The sequence below is a fragment of the Streptomonospora nanhaiensis genome (assembly GCF_026642255.1).
GTDB lineage: Bacteria > Actinomycetota > Actinomycetes > Streptosporangiales > Streptosporangiaceae > Nocardiopsis > Nocardiopsis tropica.
Genome location: NZ_CP113264.1, coordinates 1,015,779 through 1,030,072, shown reverse-complemented (window position 1 = coordinate 1,030,072; position 14,294 = coordinate 1,015,779). Strand labels below are relative to the sequence as shown.

13 protein-coding genes are annotated in these 14,294 nt (G+C 74.6%); 5 read left to right on the top strand and 8 right to left on the bottom strand.

The genetic code is table 11. The annotated features are described in order from the left end of the window. Positions 1-123: 123 nt before the first annotated feature. The 4 genes from OUQ99_RS04640 to OUQ99_RS04625 form a co-directional block, all read right to left on the bottom strand. Complete coding sequence (locus OUQ99_RS04640; protein WP_267948188.1) at positions 124-708, bottom strand: hypothetical protein; 585 nt, start codon at positions 706-708, stop codon at positions 124-126. A gap of 145 nt (positions 709-853) precedes the next feature. Further along, positions 854-1,639 carry a TIGR00730 family Rossman fold protein gene (locus tag OUQ99_RS04635; RefSeq protein ID WP_267948187.1) on the bottom strand — a complete coding sequence of 262 codons (786 nt, stop codon included), beginning with the start codon at positions 1,637-1,639 and terminating at the stop codon, positions 854-856. Between the two features lie 141 nt (positions 1,640-1,780). Next, positions 1,781-2,845: a succinyl-diaminopimelate desuccinylase gene (gene dapE, locus OUQ99_RS04630; RefSeq protein ID WP_267948186.1), complete on the bottom strand. Its 1,065-nt coding sequence runs from the start codon at positions 2,843-2,845 to the stop codon at positions 1,781-1,783. A gap of 452 nt (positions 2,846-3,297) precedes the next feature. Further along, positions 3,298-4,134 (bottom strand): 2,3,4,5-tetrahydropyridine-2,6-dicarboxylate N-succinyltransferase, encoded by an 837-nt coding sequence (locus OUQ99_RS04625; RefSeq protein WP_267948185.1) that lies wholly within the window; start codon positions 4,132-4,134, stop codon positions 3,298-3,300. 199 nt (positions 4,135-4,333) lie between these two features. Between OUQ99_RS04625 and OUQ99_RS04620 the strand changes: the two genes are divergently transcribed. Then, positions 4,334-5,215 carry a hypothetical protein gene (locus tag OUQ99_RS04620; RefSeq protein WP_267948184.1) on the top strand — a complete coding sequence of 294 codons (882 nt, stop codon included), beginning with the start codon at positions 4,334-4,336 and terminating at the stop codon, positions 5,213-5,215. 235 nt (positions 5,216-5,450) lie between these two features. Here OUQ99_RS04620 and dapC read toward each other — a convergent pair whose 3' ends face one another. Next, a complete protein-coding gene (gene dapC / locus OUQ99_RS04615) occupies positions 5,451-6,560 on the bottom strand; it encodes a succinyldiaminopimelate transaminase (protein ID WP_267948183.1) in 1,110 nt (369 codons plus the stop codon). A gap of 170 nt (positions 6,561-6,730) precedes the next feature. Beyond that, positions 6,731-7,051, bottom strand: coding sequence for a ferredoxin (fdxA, locus tag OUQ99_RS04610; RefSeq protein ID WP_013154907.1), 321 nt, complete (start codon positions 7,049-7,051; stop codon positions 6,731-6,733). 182 nt (positions 7,052-7,233) lie between these two features. On the opposite strand from fdxA, the gene OUQ99_RS04605 reads away from it, so the two are divergent. From OUQ99_RS04605 to OUQ99_RS04595, 3 genes are all read left to right on the top strand, one after another. Beyond that, positions 7,234-7,491 carry a hypothetical protein gene (locus OUQ99_RS04605; protein WP_267948182.1) on the top strand — a complete coding sequence of 86 codons (258 nt, stop codon included), beginning with the start codon at positions 7,234-7,236 and terminating at the stop codon, positions 7,489-7,491. Positions 7,492-7,698: 207 nt separating this feature from the next. Next, positions 7,699-9,060 carry a hypothetical protein gene (locus tag OUQ99_RS04600; RefSeq protein WP_267948181.1) on the top strand — a complete coding sequence of 454 codons (1,362 nt, stop codon included), beginning with the start codon at positions 7,699-7,701 and terminating at the stop codon, positions 9,058-9,060. A gap of 102 nt (positions 9,061-9,162) precedes the next feature. Then, on the top strand, positions 9,163-10,221 hold the full coding sequence (locus OUQ99_RS04595) for a site-2 protease family protein (RefSeq protein WP_267948180.1): 1,059 nt from the start codon (positions 9,163-9,165) through the stop codon (positions 10,219-10,221). A 71-nt stretch (positions 10,222-10,292) separates the two neighbouring features. On the opposite strand, the gene OUQ99_RS04590 is transcribed toward OUQ99_RS04595, so the two are convergent. Together OUQ99_RS04590 and mshB are read right to left on the bottom strand one after the other, a co-directional pair. Further along, positions 10,293-10,799: a hypothetical protein gene (locus tag OUQ99_RS04590; RefSeq protein WP_267948179.1), complete on the bottom strand. Its 507-nt coding sequence runs from the start codon at positions 10,797-10,799 to the stop codon at positions 10,293-10,295. A 38-nt stretch (positions 10,800-10,837) separates the two neighbouring features. After that, complete coding sequence (gene mshB / locus OUQ99_RS04585) at positions 10,838-11,704, bottom strand: N-acetyl-1-D-myo-inositol-2-amino-2-deoxy-alpha-D-glucopyranoside deacetylase (protein WP_267948178.1); 867 nt, start codon at positions 11,702-11,704, stop codon at positions 10,838-10,840. A 305-nt stretch (positions 11,705-12,009) separates the two neighbouring features. On the opposite strand from mshB, the gene OUQ99_RS04580 reads away from it, so the two are divergent. Beyond that, positions 12,010-14,229: a S9 family peptidase gene (locus tag OUQ99_RS04580; RefSeq protein ID WP_267948177.1), complete on the top strand. Its 2,220-nt coding sequence runs from the start codon at positions 12,010-12,012 to the stop codon at positions 14,227-14,229. Positions 14,230-14,294 lie beyond the last annotated feature (65 nt).

Sequence of the window (14,294 nt, the reverse complement as noted above, 5' to 3'; positions counted from 1 at the left end):
GCACGGCATAGCGGGCGACGGATCGGCAGGTCGGGCCGGGTGGACACGCGCCGCGATTCCGCGGGCGGCCGCACGCCCCGGAGCGGGCGCACCGGGCTCCCCGGCCCCCGCCGCCGGGTCCGGTCAGCGCTGGTTCCCGCCGACCGCGGCGTCGTCCGAGGCGTCCTCCGACACGTCGTCCGCGGCCTCGCCCCGGGCGGCGTCCCCGGGCCCCGCGGGGTCCCGCTCGGCGTCCCCGTCGGGCCCGCCGTGCGCGTCGGGCCCGTCGTGCGCGTCCGGCCCCTCGGAACCTGCCCCCCGCACCGCGCCGGGTGCGTAGGCGTCCCCGGGCACCGCGCCGGGTGCGTAGGCGTCCCCGGGCAGGTGCGCCCCGGGGAGCGGCCCGGTCCCCTCCGGGACGTAGGAGGGGTCGAGCCGCGACAGGCGCCACTCCAGGTCCTCGATCCGCTCCTCCCTCTCGCGCAGGGTGATGGTGAGCCGCAGCAGCAGCTCGTCCACGGCGCGGACGTGGTAGCCCCACAGGGCGAGGGGGAGCATCACGCGACCGAGGTCGCGCGCCCTGACGGCGCGGTCGTCCGGCAGGGGGAGCGGGGGGTAGTCGGCCTCGAACCGGGCGAGCTGACCGCCCTTGCCGAGCACGACGTAGACCACGCCGACGAGCACGGCCAGCGCGGCCGCGGCAACCAGGATCATGATGAGAACAGGCACGGACCCGATCGTGCCACACACCGGCCCCCGTGGGGAGGCCGGTGGGCGGGCGGCCGGGGGCGGCTCCGCGTGGGGGCGGTCCGCGCCCCGGGGCCCCGCCCGCCCCCGCCACGGCGGGGCGGCGCCGGGCGCGCGTGCCCGGTTCCTACTGCTCGGGCCCCGCCTCGGACCGCGCCAGCTCCTCCTGCTCCCGCGCGATGTGCAGGTGGGACTTGCGGATGATGTCGACGACCTCCAGGGGGTCGTCGACGATCTGGACCAGCTCCATGTCCTGCGGCTTGATCAGCTCGTTCTCCAGGAGGCTGGTGCGGACCCACTCCTCCAGCCCGCCCCAGAAGTCGCGGCCGACCAGGATCACCGGGAACCGGGTGACCTTCTTGGTCTGCACGAGGGTGGCCGCCTCGAACAGCTCGTCGAGGGTGCCGAAGCCCCCGGGCAGCACGACGAAGGCCTGCGAGTACTTCACGAACATCGTCTTGCGGACGAAGAAGTACCGGAAGGTCATCCCCATGTCGATGTGGGAGTTGAGGGACTGCTCGAAGGGCAGCTCGATGCCGAGCCCCACCGAGAGCCCGCCCGCCTCCTGGGCGCCCTTGTTCGCGGCCTCCATCATGCCGGGGCCGCCGCCGGTGATCGTGGCGTAGCCCGCCTCCGCGAGCCTGGCGCCCACCTCGACGCCCAGGTCGTAGTAGCGGGTCCCGGGCTTGATCCTGGCCGAGCCGAACACGCTCACCGCCGAGGGCAGTTCGGACAGGAGCCCGAAGCCCTCCACGAACTCCGACTGGATGCGCAGGACCCGCCACGGGTCGGTGTGCACCCAGTCCGAGGGGCCGCGCCGGTCGAGGAGTCGCTGGTCGGTGGTGGTGCTGGGAATCGAGCTGCCCCGGTAGGTGAGGGGGCCGGCCCGCCTTACGTTCTCGTCTTCGGTCATGTCGTAAAGCTATCCGCGTGGGAACGGCTCACACCTGAACCACACGTGACCCGGCGGTGGCCACGAGCGGCAGGTTTGTCCCGGGACCGCCGTCGCGGCCGGTCACGGCGCCCCGGGACGCCCTGGCCGGGCCCGCGGCGGTCATCGGGCCCCGGTCAGCCAGGCGACCATGCGCTCCTCGGCCTCGCGGATCCTCGCGATCTCCGCGTACTCGTCCCTCGTGTGCGCGAGCACGGGGTCGCCGGGGCCGTAGTTGACGGCGGGCACCCCCAGTTCCGAGAAGCGCGAGACGTCGGTCCACCCGAGCTTGGCGCGGGCCTCCCCCTCCCCCACCGAGGCGACGAACGCCGCCGCCGAGGGGTCGTCCAGCCCCGGGCGCGCGGGCGCCGCCGCGTCCACCACGCGCACCTCGAAGCCGTCGAACACCTCGCGCAGGTGGGCCTCCGCGTCCGCGACGGACAGGTCCGGGGCGAACCGGTAGTTGACCTTCACCACGCACTCGTCGGGGATGACGTTGCCGGCGACCCCGCCCTCGATGAACACGGCGTTGAGGCCCTCGTGGAAGCGCAGCCCCTCCACCTCCGGCTCGCGGGGGGTGTAGGCGCGCAGCACGTCGAGGACGGCCCCGGCGCCGTGGATCGCGTTCTCGCCCATCCACGAGCGGGCGCTGTGCGCGCGCCTGCCCCGGGACACGACCTCCACCCGCATGGTCCCCTGGCAGCCGCCCTCGATCACCCCGTCCGTGGGCTCCATCAGGATCGCGAAGTCCCCGGCCAGCCACTCCGGGTGGTTGCGGGTGAGCCGGAGGAGGCCGTTGCGGGACGCGTCGACCTCCTCGTTGTCGTAGAAGACGTAGGTGACGTCGTGCACGGGTTCGGCCACCAGGGCGGCCAGCTTGAGCTGGACGGCGACCCCGGCCTTCATGTCGGTGGTGCCGCACCCGTAGAGGCGTCCGCCCTCGACGCGGGAGGGGACGTTGTCCACGATCGGGACGGTGTCGATGTGCCCGGCGACGACCACGCGGCGCGGGCGGCCCAGCCCGGTGCGGGCGACCACGGCGTCGCCGTCGCGGGTGACCGCGAGGTGCGGGAGGGCCTTCAGCGCCCCTTCGACCGCGTCGGCGAGGCTCCCCTCGTCGCCGCTCTCGGAACGGATGTCCACGAGTGCGGCGGTCAGGTCCGCCACGTCAGAGGTCAGGTCCAGCATGGTGTCGCCCCGTTTCCGAGCTGTGTTGTGCCGTCGTGCCGCGCGACCCGCCCGCCCACCCCGGCGGGTGCGCGGGCGGGTCGCGCGTACGGCCACCCTAGTGGGCCGGACGGAACCGTTGCCGGTGGGATATGAGGGGTTCTGACCTGGATGATCTCGTACTTGCAGCCGGCCTCGACGCCCCGGGGCCACGTGGCGGCGGCAACGAGGCCCTCGTCGGGTGCCCCGGCCGGGGCGGTCCGCCCATGGGCCCGACGGGGGCGGCCGTGGAGCTCGGCGGCCGCCCCGTCCGACCCCGCCACGGGTACGAGGCCACGGCGGAGGGGGCGGGCCGCCGACCGAGGGTCGGTCCCCGAACGCGCGAGGGGCGCCCCCCGCCTTCGGAGGGCGCCCCTGCCGGACGCGGACGGCGTGCCGCCGGGCGTGTGCCCCGCCGGTCCGACGGACGCGCGTCAGGCGTTGACGCCGTGCTCCCGCAGGAGGTCGTTCAGGGCGAGCTTGTCGTGCTCCTCGCCCTCCTGGAGGCGCTTGAGCACCAGCAGGACCGGCATGCCGAAGTCGCCGCCCGGGAAGCTCTTGGTCCGGTTCGCGGTCACGCACACCGACCAGGCCGGGGCCTCGCCGCGCTCGAGCTCCTCACCGGTCTCGGCGTCGAACACGCGCGTGGAGGAGGTCAGGATGGTGCCCGCGCCGAGCTTGGCGCCGGTGCGCACGCGGGCGCCCTCGACGACCATGCTGCGGGAGCCGAGGAACGCGTCGTCCTCGATGACGACCGGGGAGGCCTGCGGCGGCTCCAGGACGCCGCCGACGCCGACGCCGCCGGACAGGTGGACGTTCCGGCCCACCTGGGCGCAGGAGCCGACCGTGGCCCAGGTGTCGACCATGGTGCCGGAGCCGACGTAGGCGCCGATGTTGGTGAAGGACGGCATGAGGACGACGCCGGGGGCGAGGTAGGAGCCCCAGCGGGCGATCGCCCCCGCGACGACGCGGACGCCGTCGAAGCGGGTCTTCAGGGGCATGCGGTCGTGGTGGCGGAAGTCGCCGACCTGCGACTCCTTCATGTCCAGGACCTTGAAGCCGAGGAGGATGGAACGCTTGGCGCGCTCGTCGACCACGACCTCGTCGGTCGCGGGGTCGACGAAGGCCACACGGGCCTTGCCCTCGTCGATCAGGTCGATGGCGCCGGTGATGGTCTCGCGCGCCTCGGCGTGGGAGGGCGTGAGTTCGGAGCGCTTCTCCCAGAGTTCGTCGATCTGGTCGGGCAGCGGGCTGGAGTACGAGCTGGTCATGTGCACACACGTTAGTGGTTCGCGAAAGGTGCGGGGGTACCCCCCGCCCGTGTGTGCCGGCCGCCTCCGGGGATCCGCCCCGTCCCGCCTCCCGGTGCGGACTACAATGCGGCCTGGGCTCGCTGCGGGCCCCGCGCGGCACGGGTGACGTTCCTCTCCGTGTGGTGCACCCCACCTGCTCCCGACCCTTGGTTCGCCTGTGCCCAGTAAGCGCCGGAGGCTCTCCGCCTTCGTCAAGATCCTGTTGTCCCTCTTCCTCGTGTGCGGCCTCCTCGTCGCGGGCGCGTACTACGTGCTGACCACGTTCGAGCCGGTCGAGACCACCGTCGAGGCCCCCGATCCGGGCTGCCGTCTGCAGCTGTCCGACGGCAAGTACGAGATGGAGATCGCCCAGGCGGTGAGCGCGACCACGGTGGGCGGGGTGGCGTTCAGCCGCGACCTGCCGCCCGAGGCCGTGACCGTGGCGTTCGCGACCGTGTGGCAGGAGACGGCGTTCTACAACCTGGAGTACGGCGACCGGGACTCCCTCGGCCTGTTCCAGCAGCGGCCGTCCCAGGAGTGGGGCGAGCCGGAGGAGATCCTCGACCCGGTCTTCGCCACCCGCGCGTTCTACGACGAGCTGGTGGAGGTGAACAACTGGTCGGAGATCCCGGTGTTCGAGGCCGCCCAGGCGGTCCAGCGCAGCGCGGACGGCTACGCCTACGACCAGCACGAGGCCCTGTCGGCACGGATGGCCGAGGTGACCACCGGAGAGCTCGGACCGAGCCTGACCTGCTGGTACGACGCCGAGGGCCTGGACGCCCTCCGGGCGGGCGACGCGGACACGGCGGGCGCCCAGGAGGAGATGGCGAGGGTCTTCGGCGTGGACCCGGCGGAGCTCCCCCTGAACGCGGACGAGGCGATGAGGACCGGCGACCTCGGCTGGGCCATGGCCCTGTGGGCGGTCGCGCACGCCGAGGAGTACGGGCTGACCTCCGTCGCCTACGGTGACCGGCTGTGGCGTGCGTCGGACGGCCTGGACGGCGCCGAGGCGTGGACGGCGGCCGGGGAGGACACCCGGGGGCGCGTGGTCCTGGGCTGACCGCCGTGTGGCGGCCCACCCCGACCGCCCGGGCAGCCCCCGGGACACTGCGGTCCTCCCGGTCCAGCGCCTCGAAGAACCTCGCCTTCAACCCCTCAAAATCCACGATCCCCGCAACTCCCTGAAATCCAGGGTGCTGCGGGGATCGCCAGAACCCACAACGCGCGCCGGGGCCCTGTGCGTCCGCAGCGGTCCCGGGGAACGGCCGCCGGGCCCGTTCCCCGGGACCGTCCCGCTACTCCGCCAGCCGCTCGACGGCGGCCCCGACGCGCTCGTCGGTGGCGGTGAACGCCACCCGCACGTGTCCCGCCCCCGCGGCGCCGTAGAAGTCGCCGGGGGCCACCAGGACACCGCGCTCCGCCAGGTGCGCGACCGCGCCCCAGGCGTCGTGGCGGGGGTGGCTCGCCCAGAGGTACAGTCCGGCGTCGGAGTGCTCGATCCGCCAGCCCGCCCCCTCCAGGGCCGCGCGGAGCCGGGCCCGGCGGGCCCGGTACCGCTCCTTCTGCTCGGCGGCGTGGGCGTCGTCGTCCAGGGCCGCCCGCATCGCCGCCTGGACGGGCGCGGGGACGATCATCCCGGCGTGCTTGCGCACCGCCAGCAGCTCTCCGACCAGGGCGGGGTCCCCGGCGACGAAGGCCGCCCGGTAGCCGGCCAGGTTGGAGCGCTTGGAGAGCGAGTGCACCGCGAGCAGGTTGTCGTGCGATCCGCCCGACACGTCCGGGTGCAGGATCGACACCGGTTCCGCGCCGTCCCAGCCGAGGTCCAGGTAGCACTCGTCGGAGGCCACCACGGCCCCGCGCTCGCGGGCCCACTCCACGACCTTGCGCAGGTGCGGGACGCCCAGGACGCGCCCGGTCGGGTTGCTGGGCGAGTTCACCCACACCAGTCCCGCCGGGGCCGGGCCCAGCGCCGTCAGGCCGTCGGAGGCGACCGGGGTCGCACCGGCGATCCGGGCGCCGACGTCGTAGGTCGGGTAGGCCAGTGCGGGGTGCACGACCGTGTCGCCCGCCCCGAGGCCGAGGAGGGTCGGCAGCCACGCGACGAGCTCCTTCGAGCCGACGGTGGGCAGCACCGCGCCCTCGGCGACGTCCACGCCGTGGCGGCGCGACAGCCAGCCGCGGATGGAGGCCCGCAGCTCGGGCGTTCCCCAGGTCAGCGGGTATCCGGGCGAGTCCGAGGCGTCGGACAGGGCCTTGCGGAGGGAGGCCGGGACCGGGTCGACCGGCGTGCCGACGGACAGGTCCACGATGCCGCCGGGGTGCGCCGCGGCCGTGCGCTTGTACGGCGCCAGCCGGTCCCACGGGAAGGTCGGGAGCCGGTCCGCCACGGGTCGCCGCTCGGCCATCGGTGCACACTCCATCCATCGGTTTCGGTTCGCACAGCAATCGCGCCGACCCGCCGGAGGGGGTCGGCGCGACACGTCACCGCACGGGTGACCCACGCCCGCGCACCCTCTGCGCCAGGGGGGTGCGGTGGCGGCTCGGCCCCTGTCGGGCCGGAACGCGGACTGCGCGGCTACTCGGCCTGCGGGGGCAGCTTCGCGACGAGCGGGTGGTCGCGGTCGATCTTGCCGACCTTCGAGGCGCCGCCCGGGGACCCCAGGTCGTCGAAGAAGTCGACGTTGGCCTTGTAGAAGTCGGACCACTGCTCGGGCAGGTCGTCCTCGTAGTAGATGGCCTCGACCGGGCAGACCGGCTCGCACGCACCGCAGTCGACGCACTCGTCCGGGTGGATGTAGAGCATGCGGTCGCCCTCGTAGATGCAGTCCACGGGGCACTCGTCAATGCACGCCTTGTCCAGCACATCAACACAGGGCTGCGCGATGACGTAGGTCACGTCGTACTCCTTGTCTCACCCCCGCTTTCCACGGGGGAGGCGGGGACCTTGAGAACCCCGGACCGGGTTCGGCGTGCGGGCGCCTATGCCCTGCTCCCGGGCTCTGCAAGCAAATGGCACAGATGTCGTCCTCCTAGTATGGCGGCGAAGAACAACCTGCGCACAATCGGGGGGCTCGTTCGATGCACATGGGAGGACGTCTCGTCCACCGGATAACCCCGGAGGACGTGGGCCGCCGGGTCTCCGTACGCACAACCCTCCCCGGGGGCGGGTTCACCGATATCGTCGGGGTCGTGGAGTCCTGGGACGGCGGCGTCATCACCGTGCGCCGGCGCGACGGCTCCGCGGTGGAGGTCGAGGAGTCGGCCGTCGCCGCCAGCCGCGTCGTTCCGCCGGTGCCCCCGCGCCGCCGCGGCGGTCCTCCCCCGAGGACGGCCTGAGCCCCGCTGCGGGCCGGACGGCGCCGGGCGCGGCGTCCACACGTGCCTGAGCACAGGCATTCTTCGCCCCGTGCGGGGTAGGAGACGCACAGTCCCGGAGCGGGTCCCGGCCCGACCCTCCCGGGGACAGACGAACGAGACAACGCGCCCCCCGCGGAACACCGCGCGGACGGGCGCGGGTACGCGGGGAGGTGGTGAGCGCCCGTCATGCGCGAAGCAGTAGCGTCCGCCCTCGCCGAGCTGGCCAGACGGGACGAGCGGGCCGCCGACACGGCACGGGCGGCGCTGGACGCCCTGGCGCCGGACCAGGAGCTCGAGAGGCTCAACCAGCACGCCGTCCAGCGGTTCTGCTGGTTCGAGCTCCCGGTCCGCTTCCAGGACTCCGCCGACGAGCAGCTGTTCGCCGTGCGCTCCCTCGGCAGCCTCTTCTCCCTCCTCCAGCTCTACCGGTACGCGCAGATCTGCTCGGCGCAGGAGACCTCCTCCCTGCTCGCCGTCTACTCCGAGGACCACGCGGCGGGGCTGGCCATGTACGAGCGGCTCATGTGGGAGTCCGGGGTCGAGCCCCCGGACCTCCCCGAGCTCACGTGGGGCACCGCGGTCGGCGACGCGGAGATCCGCGCCCGCGACGAGACCTCGGCCGCCCTGGAGCTGGCCATCTCCCTGGGCGACGTCAGGCCGGGAAAGCGCGGGTGGCGTCCGGCCCAGGAGCAGTTCACGCGCTCCTTCCTGACCCGCCCGGGACGGCGGGGCCTGAGCCACCTGGACCTGGTGCGGGAGGAGCGGGTCCGCGCGTGGCTCAGCTCGTCGGCGCACCCGCACCGGCAGCGGCTGTGGCCGCTCGTCGGGCAGATCATCGCCGGCGCGGACGTGCCGCGCGCGGCGGACCGGTCGATGGCGCCGCTGCAACGGCTGCTGGACCTCGCCGCCGACGGCATCGCCCTCACCCAGATCGGCTACATCTCGCCGGGCGTGGTCCGCCAGATGTGCGCGGACTTCGGTTGGCGGACCACCCCGGAACCCCCGCGCAGCGAGACGGACGCGACCCAGCTGATCGCCCTGCACCAGGCGCTGCGGGGCATGCGCGCCGTGCGCCGCTCGGGGCGCCGGCTCGTCCTGACCCGGCGCGGGCGGCAGCTGCGCGAGGACCCCGAGGCGCTGTGGCGGGCCTCCACCGAGACCCTGTGCCGAACCGGCGGACTGGAGCAGGCGGCGGCGGAGACGCTCCTGGGCATGCTGCTGTCCCGCTCCCCGCAGGGCGGCGGTTCGCACGAGCGCCGGCGCGAGTCGGACGTGGAGGCGGCCGAGAGGACGCTGACCGAGTCGGGCTGGGTGCCGCCGGAGCCGCCGCTCGCGTCGGGCCGGCACGCCGCCTCGCACCGGCGGACCGCCGAGGCCGCCTCGGACCGGGTGCGGGCGCTGGTGATGGCGGTGTGCTGGCTGCTGGAGACCCTCGGCCTGCTCGGCGAGGACGACGGCGCCGGGCACCGGGAGCTGACGGCGCCCGGCCGCGCCTTCGCGGTCGCGTGCCTGCACCAGTCGGCGGTGGCCCCCCGGGCGGTCGTGTAGGCCCCCGCGCCGCCCCGCCCCCCCTGTGCCGCACCCGCTGCGCACGGGTCCCGCCCAGGGCCTAATCTGGAGCGCGACCCACCCGCGACCAGCAGGAGCACCATGCCCACGCCCGAACCGCCCCAGAAGGCGGAGACGACCGACGCGCCCGGACCCGACCGGGGCGCGGACGAGGCGCCCGGCGTCGACCCGTGGGACAGGATGCCCGAGGGCGCCCTCAACCGCCCCGACCTGGGCGGGGACGACGACGAACCGGCGTCCTCCGGGGAGGGGGGCACAGGGGCTCCCGGCCCCGGCGGGGACACCGCGGACGCGGAGGACCCCCCCGGGGACGACGGCGCGCCCGCGGAGGGCGCCCCGGCCCCGAGCCGGCTCGACTTCCTGCCCAGCCCGGTGTTCGTCCTGCTGCTGGGGCTCACGGGGTTCGCCGGCTGGCTCTCCTGGCGCGCGGTCGAACTCGACTGGGCCGCCGAGGGCGCGAGCGTCACCCCGCTGATCCCGCCCCTGCTCATCCTGCTCGGGTGGATCGTCTCCTCGGCCGTCCACGAGTTCGCGCACGCGCTCGCGGCCTACCTGGCCGGGGACCGCTCGCTGCGCGGGAGCGCCTACCTGAGGCTCAACCCGTTCGCCTACGAGCAGGCCTTCGCCGGGCTCGTGCTGCCCTCGCTCTACCTGGGCCTGGGGGCCTTCGGCATGACCGGGCCGCCCGCCTACGTCGACTGGGACCGCATCCCGTCGCGCGGCCGACGCGCCGCGGTGGCGCTCGCCGGCCCGCTGGCCAGCCTCCTGCTGTCCGCGGTCCTCGCCGCCGTCGTGACCGTCCTGGTCCCCCCCGGCAACGACACCACCAACTGGGCGATCGCCGCGATGGCGCTGCTGTCCTTCGCGAACCTGACCGCCGCCCTCGTCAACCTGCTGCCCGTCCCGGGCCTGGACGGCTTCGAGGTGCTGGCCGCGGCGGCGCACCGCGCGCCGTGGGTCCCCGCCGCCCGCCGCAACGCCCTGTTCGGCTCCGTGGCCGTGTTCGCCGTCCTGTGGTTCCCCGGGGTCAGGGAGGTCATGGTGAACCTGGTGTACGGCCTGTTCGACCTGGTCCTGCCCAATCCGGTGTTCCCCGGGATCGCCTTCTACGGAGAGCTCCTGCTGCAGTTCTGGGCCTGAGCCCGTACACGGGGAGAGGACCCCGGGGATCGCCCCGGGGTCCTCTCCCCGTGTACGGCCCGACGCCGGGGTCAGTCCCCGTTCGGCGGGTGCGCGCCCGCGGGGGGCCGCTCCTGCGGCCGGGCGCCGCCCTGCGGGGTCGGGGGCAGGAAGATCCCGCTGCGGACCACGGAGATCGCCAGGACCAGCATCGTCCCGAACATGTACGCGTTGTGCATGAGGTGGTTCCTGAGGACGGCGTCACCGCCGGGGAGGTAGCTGACCAGGGCGATCAGCACCGCCAGGAACCCCACCGCGAAGGCCACAGCCCCGGACGGGCCCCGGGTCCCCCACGCGCACAGGCGGCCCGCCCCGTACAGGAGCGCCAGGAAGGCCACCAGCCCCGCCACCGACAGCAGGGTCGCGGGCCGGCCCGCGTCCCAGTAGCGGGTGAGCCAGCCGGCGCCGGTCGTGGACAGCAGGCCCAGGAGGGCGCCGAGCAGCAGCAGGACCGCGAAGGTGGCCGCGGTCAGCAGCGGCGACAGGGACGTCCGGGGCGGTCTCCGCTCTCCGGCCCCGGTGGACTCAGGTGTGCTCACAGCAGACGAGGGTAGACGGTCGCCCGGACCGCCCGGGATCACAGCCCCGAGAACAGGTCCGTCTCGTACTCCCCCGGCCGGACGCGCGGCGCCGGCCCCAGCAGCAGTGTGAAGTACTCGACGGCGTCGATCTCCTGCGCGATGCCGTTCGACAGGGCGAACCGCCCGCCGTCCACGGTGATCTGCGTGGCGTGCGCCCGCATGGCCATCGCCTTCGCCGCCCAGTGCGCCCCCGCGTCGACGCGCGTGGTCACCAGCTCGTCCGGGGTGCCGCGCGCGATGTCGGACACCTGGGCGGGCGGCGTGAACGGGCCCGCCTCCTCGTTGAGCCGCGCGATCGACGCCTCGATCACGGACACCGGCTGGGCGATCGCGTAGAGCTTGCCGACCTGCCAGGGCGTGCCCGCCATGGAGCGCTCACCGGCCCGGGCGCACGCGCGCCGGGTGATCCGGTGCGCCTGGACGTGGTCCGGGTGCCCGTAGCCGCCGTACTCGTCGTAGCTGACCAGTACGTGCGGCCTGACCTCGCGGATGATCTCCGCGAGCATCGTCGCGGCGGCCTCCGGGTCGGCCCCCGCGAACGCCTTCGGGTGGTCGTTGGCGGGACCGCCCGCCATGCCCGAGTCCCTGTAGCGGCCGGCGCCGCCGAGGAACCGGTGGTCGCGCACGCCCAGGGCGACGCAGGCCTTCTCCAGCTCGCCGGTCCGGTGGCTGCCCAGGGTGTCGTCGCGGTCGGCGGCCAGGTGCGCGAGGTCGTCGGGGATGACCTCGCCCTCCTCACCGAGGGTGCAGGTCACCAGGGTGACGCCGGCCCCCTCGGCCGCGTACTTCGCCAGCGTCGCACCCGTGACGATGCTCTCGTCGTCGGGGTGCGCGTGCACCATCATCAGTCGCCTGTCAGTCACATAGCGAACGATACCGGTCGCATCACGACATGGCGTGACCTTCACACACCCGTGTCCGACCGGGGTCCGGAACCCCGCCCGGTGCGACGGGGTGCGGGCGCGGAGCCGGAGCGCGCCTCCTGCGGCGCACGGGGGCGGGGACGCGGCACGCGCGGGGCACCCCCCGGCGGCCTCCGGAGGCCTCCTGAGGCGCGAGAGGGCGGGTGCGGCCCCCGGGACGCCGCCCGGCGCGGACCTCCGCGCGTCGTGGCCGGTGGGGAGGGGACGCGCCCCCGCCCGGGCGCGGCATGGGACACAATCCCCCTATGAGTTTTCCTCGCCAACAGGCCCGTACCCAACGCTTCACGATCGGTGTTCCGCGCGCGTTCCAGATCTCGCCGGACGGACAACGCGTCGCCTTCCTCCGGGGGCGCGACGGAGTAGACACGGGCACGTGCCTGTGGGTGCACGAGACGGAGGCCGGGACCGAGTCGGTGGTCGCCGACCCCAAGGCCCTGGGCGCCGACGACGAGAACCTCCCCCCGGAGGAGCGGGCCCGCCGTGAGCGCCTCCGCGAGAGCGGCGGCGGCATCGTGTCCTACTCGGTGGACGACGCCTTCACCAGGGCGGTCTTCACCCTGTCCGGGCGGCTGTTCTACGTCGACCTGGTCGGCGACGGCGGCGCGCCCCGCGAGCTGCCCGCGGCCACCCCTGTCGTGGACCCGCGGATCAGTCCGGCGGGCGACCGCGTCGCCTACGTCAGCGGTGGGGCCGTGCGCGTCATCGACGTCGCCGCGGCCGAGTCCGACCACGGCGACAGGGTGGTCGCCGAGCCCGACGGCGACCACGTCACCTGGGGTCTGGCCGAGCTGGTCGCCGCCGAGGAGATGGGCCGCTACCGGGGCTTCTGGTGGGCTCCGGACGGTTCCTCGCTGGCCGTCGCCCGCGTGGACGAGTCCGCGGTGAACACCTGGTACGTCTCCGACCCCGGCCGCCCCGGCCAGGAGCCGACGGCGCTGCGCTACCCGCCGGCGGGGGGCGTCAACGCGGACGTGCGCCTGGCCGTGTTCCCGGTCGGTTCGGCGGGGGCGTACCGGCGGGACGGCCGCCCCTCCCCCACCTGGGTGGAGTGGGACCGGGAGGCCTTCCCCTACCTGTCGACCGTCGGTTGGACCACCGGCCCCGACGGCACCCCCACCGTCGTCCTCACCGCGCAGGACCGCGGCCAGCGCTCGCTCACCCTCCTCAGCGCCGACCCGGCCACCGGCCTGGTCGCCGAGGTGCGCACCGACACCGACGGCGTGTGGGTCGAGCTGATGCCGGGCGTGCCCGCCCACACCGCCTCCGGGGACCTGGTGTGGATCGCCCGCGGGCCCGAGGGGCCCGACGGGCCCGGTGAGCGGCGCGTGTACGTCGGCGGCACGCCCGTCAGCCCCGCCGACGTGTACGTGCGCGGGGTCGTCGACGTGGACGGCGACCGCGTCCTCTACACGGGCTCGCCCGCTGGGAGCCCCGGCGACGTGTCCCTGTGGCTGGTGGACCTGGCCACCGGCCTGTCGGCGCCGGTGGAGGTCCCCGGGCACGGCTGCTCCCGGTCCGCCGACTCGGGGGCCCACAGCGGCCTGCGCTCCGGGAGGCTGCGCGGCGGCACCCTCGTCGTCCAGCACCGGTCGATGGACTTCGCCGGGGTGCGCACCGTGGTCGTGCGCAACGCCGACACCGAGACGCGGCGGGCGTACTCCGAGATCCCCAGCCTCGCGGAGGCGCCGGAGCTCCCCGAGCCGAGGGTGGAGTTCTGGCGCGCCGGCGAGCGGCGGATCCCGACCGCGCTCGTCCTGCCGTCCTGGTACCGCGAGGACCTCCGTCCGCTCCCCGTGCTGATGGCCCCCTACGGGGGACCGCACGCCCAGCGGGTCCTCAACGCGCGCGGGGCCTACCTGACCGCCCAGTGGTACGCGGAGCAGGGCTTCGCGGTGCTCATCGCGGACGGCCGCGGCACCCCGGGGATCGGGGTGGAGTGGGAGCAGAGCATCCACCTCGACCTGGCGGCGCCGGTGCTGGACGACCAGGTGGCGGCCCTGCGGGACGCGGCGGCCCGCTTCCCCTTCCTGGACACCGCGCGCGTGGGCATCCACGGCTGGTCGTTCGGCGGGTTCCTCGCCGCGCTCGCGGTGCTGCGCCGCCCGGACGTGTTCCACGCGGCGGTGGCGGGCGCGCCGGTGATCGACTGGGAGCTGTACGACACCCACTACACCGAGCGCTACCTGGGCACCCCGCAGGAGCGCCCGGAGGCGTACGTGCGCAGCTCGCTCCTGGAGGAGGCGGCCAAGCTGGAGCGCCCGCTGATGATGATCCACGGCCTGGCGGACGACAACGTGGCGTTCGCGCACACCCAGAGGATGTCGTCGGCCCTGATGGCGGCGGGCCGCCCGCACACGGTGCTGCCGCTGTCGGGGGTGACGCACTCCCCGTCCGACCCGACCGTCGCGGAGAACCTGATGCTGCTCCAGGTGGAGTTCCTCAAGGAGAACCTCCGGGGCGAGTAGCGGACGCCCCGGGCCCCGGCGATACGCGTGCCGGGGCCCGGGCGCGCACGGTGCGGGCCGGACCC

What these genes read in the sequence shown, in the direction of transcription:
- OUQ99_RS04635 (WP_267948187.1), bottom strand. Translation starts at nt 1,639, where the DNA reads ATGACCGAAGACGAGAACGTAAGGCGGGCCGGCCCCCTCACCTACCGG.
- dapE (WP_267948186.1), bottom strand. Translation starts at nt 2,845, where the DNA reads ATGCTGGACCTGACCTCTGACGTGGCGGACCTGACCGCCGCACTCGTG.
- OUQ99_RS04625 (WP_267948185.1), bottom strand. Translation starts at nt 4,134, where the DNA reads ATGACCAGCTCGTACTCCAGCCCGCTGCCCGACCAGATCGACGAACTC.
- dapC (WP_267948183.1), bottom strand. Translation starts at nt 6,560, where the DNA reads ATGGCCGAGCGGCGACCCGTGGCGGACCGGCTCCCGACCTTCCCGTGG.
- OUQ99_RS04605 (WP_267948182.1), top strand. Translation starts at nt 7,234, where the DNA reads ATGCACATGGGAGGACGTCTCGTCCACCGGATAACCCCGGAGGACGTG.
- OUQ99_RS04600 (WP_267948181.1), top strand. Translation starts at nt 7,699, where the DNA reads ATGCGCGAAGCAGTAGCGTCCGCCCTCGCCGAGCTGGCCAGACGGGAC.
- OUQ99_RS04595 (WP_267948180.1), top strand. Translation starts at nt 9,163, where the DNA reads ATGCCCACGCCCGAACCGCCCCAGAAGGCGGAGACGACCGACGCGCCC.
- OUQ99_RS04580 (WP_267948177.1), top strand. Translation starts at nt 12,010, where the DNA reads ATGAGTTTTCCTCGCCAACAGGCCCGTACCCAACGCTTCACGATCGGT.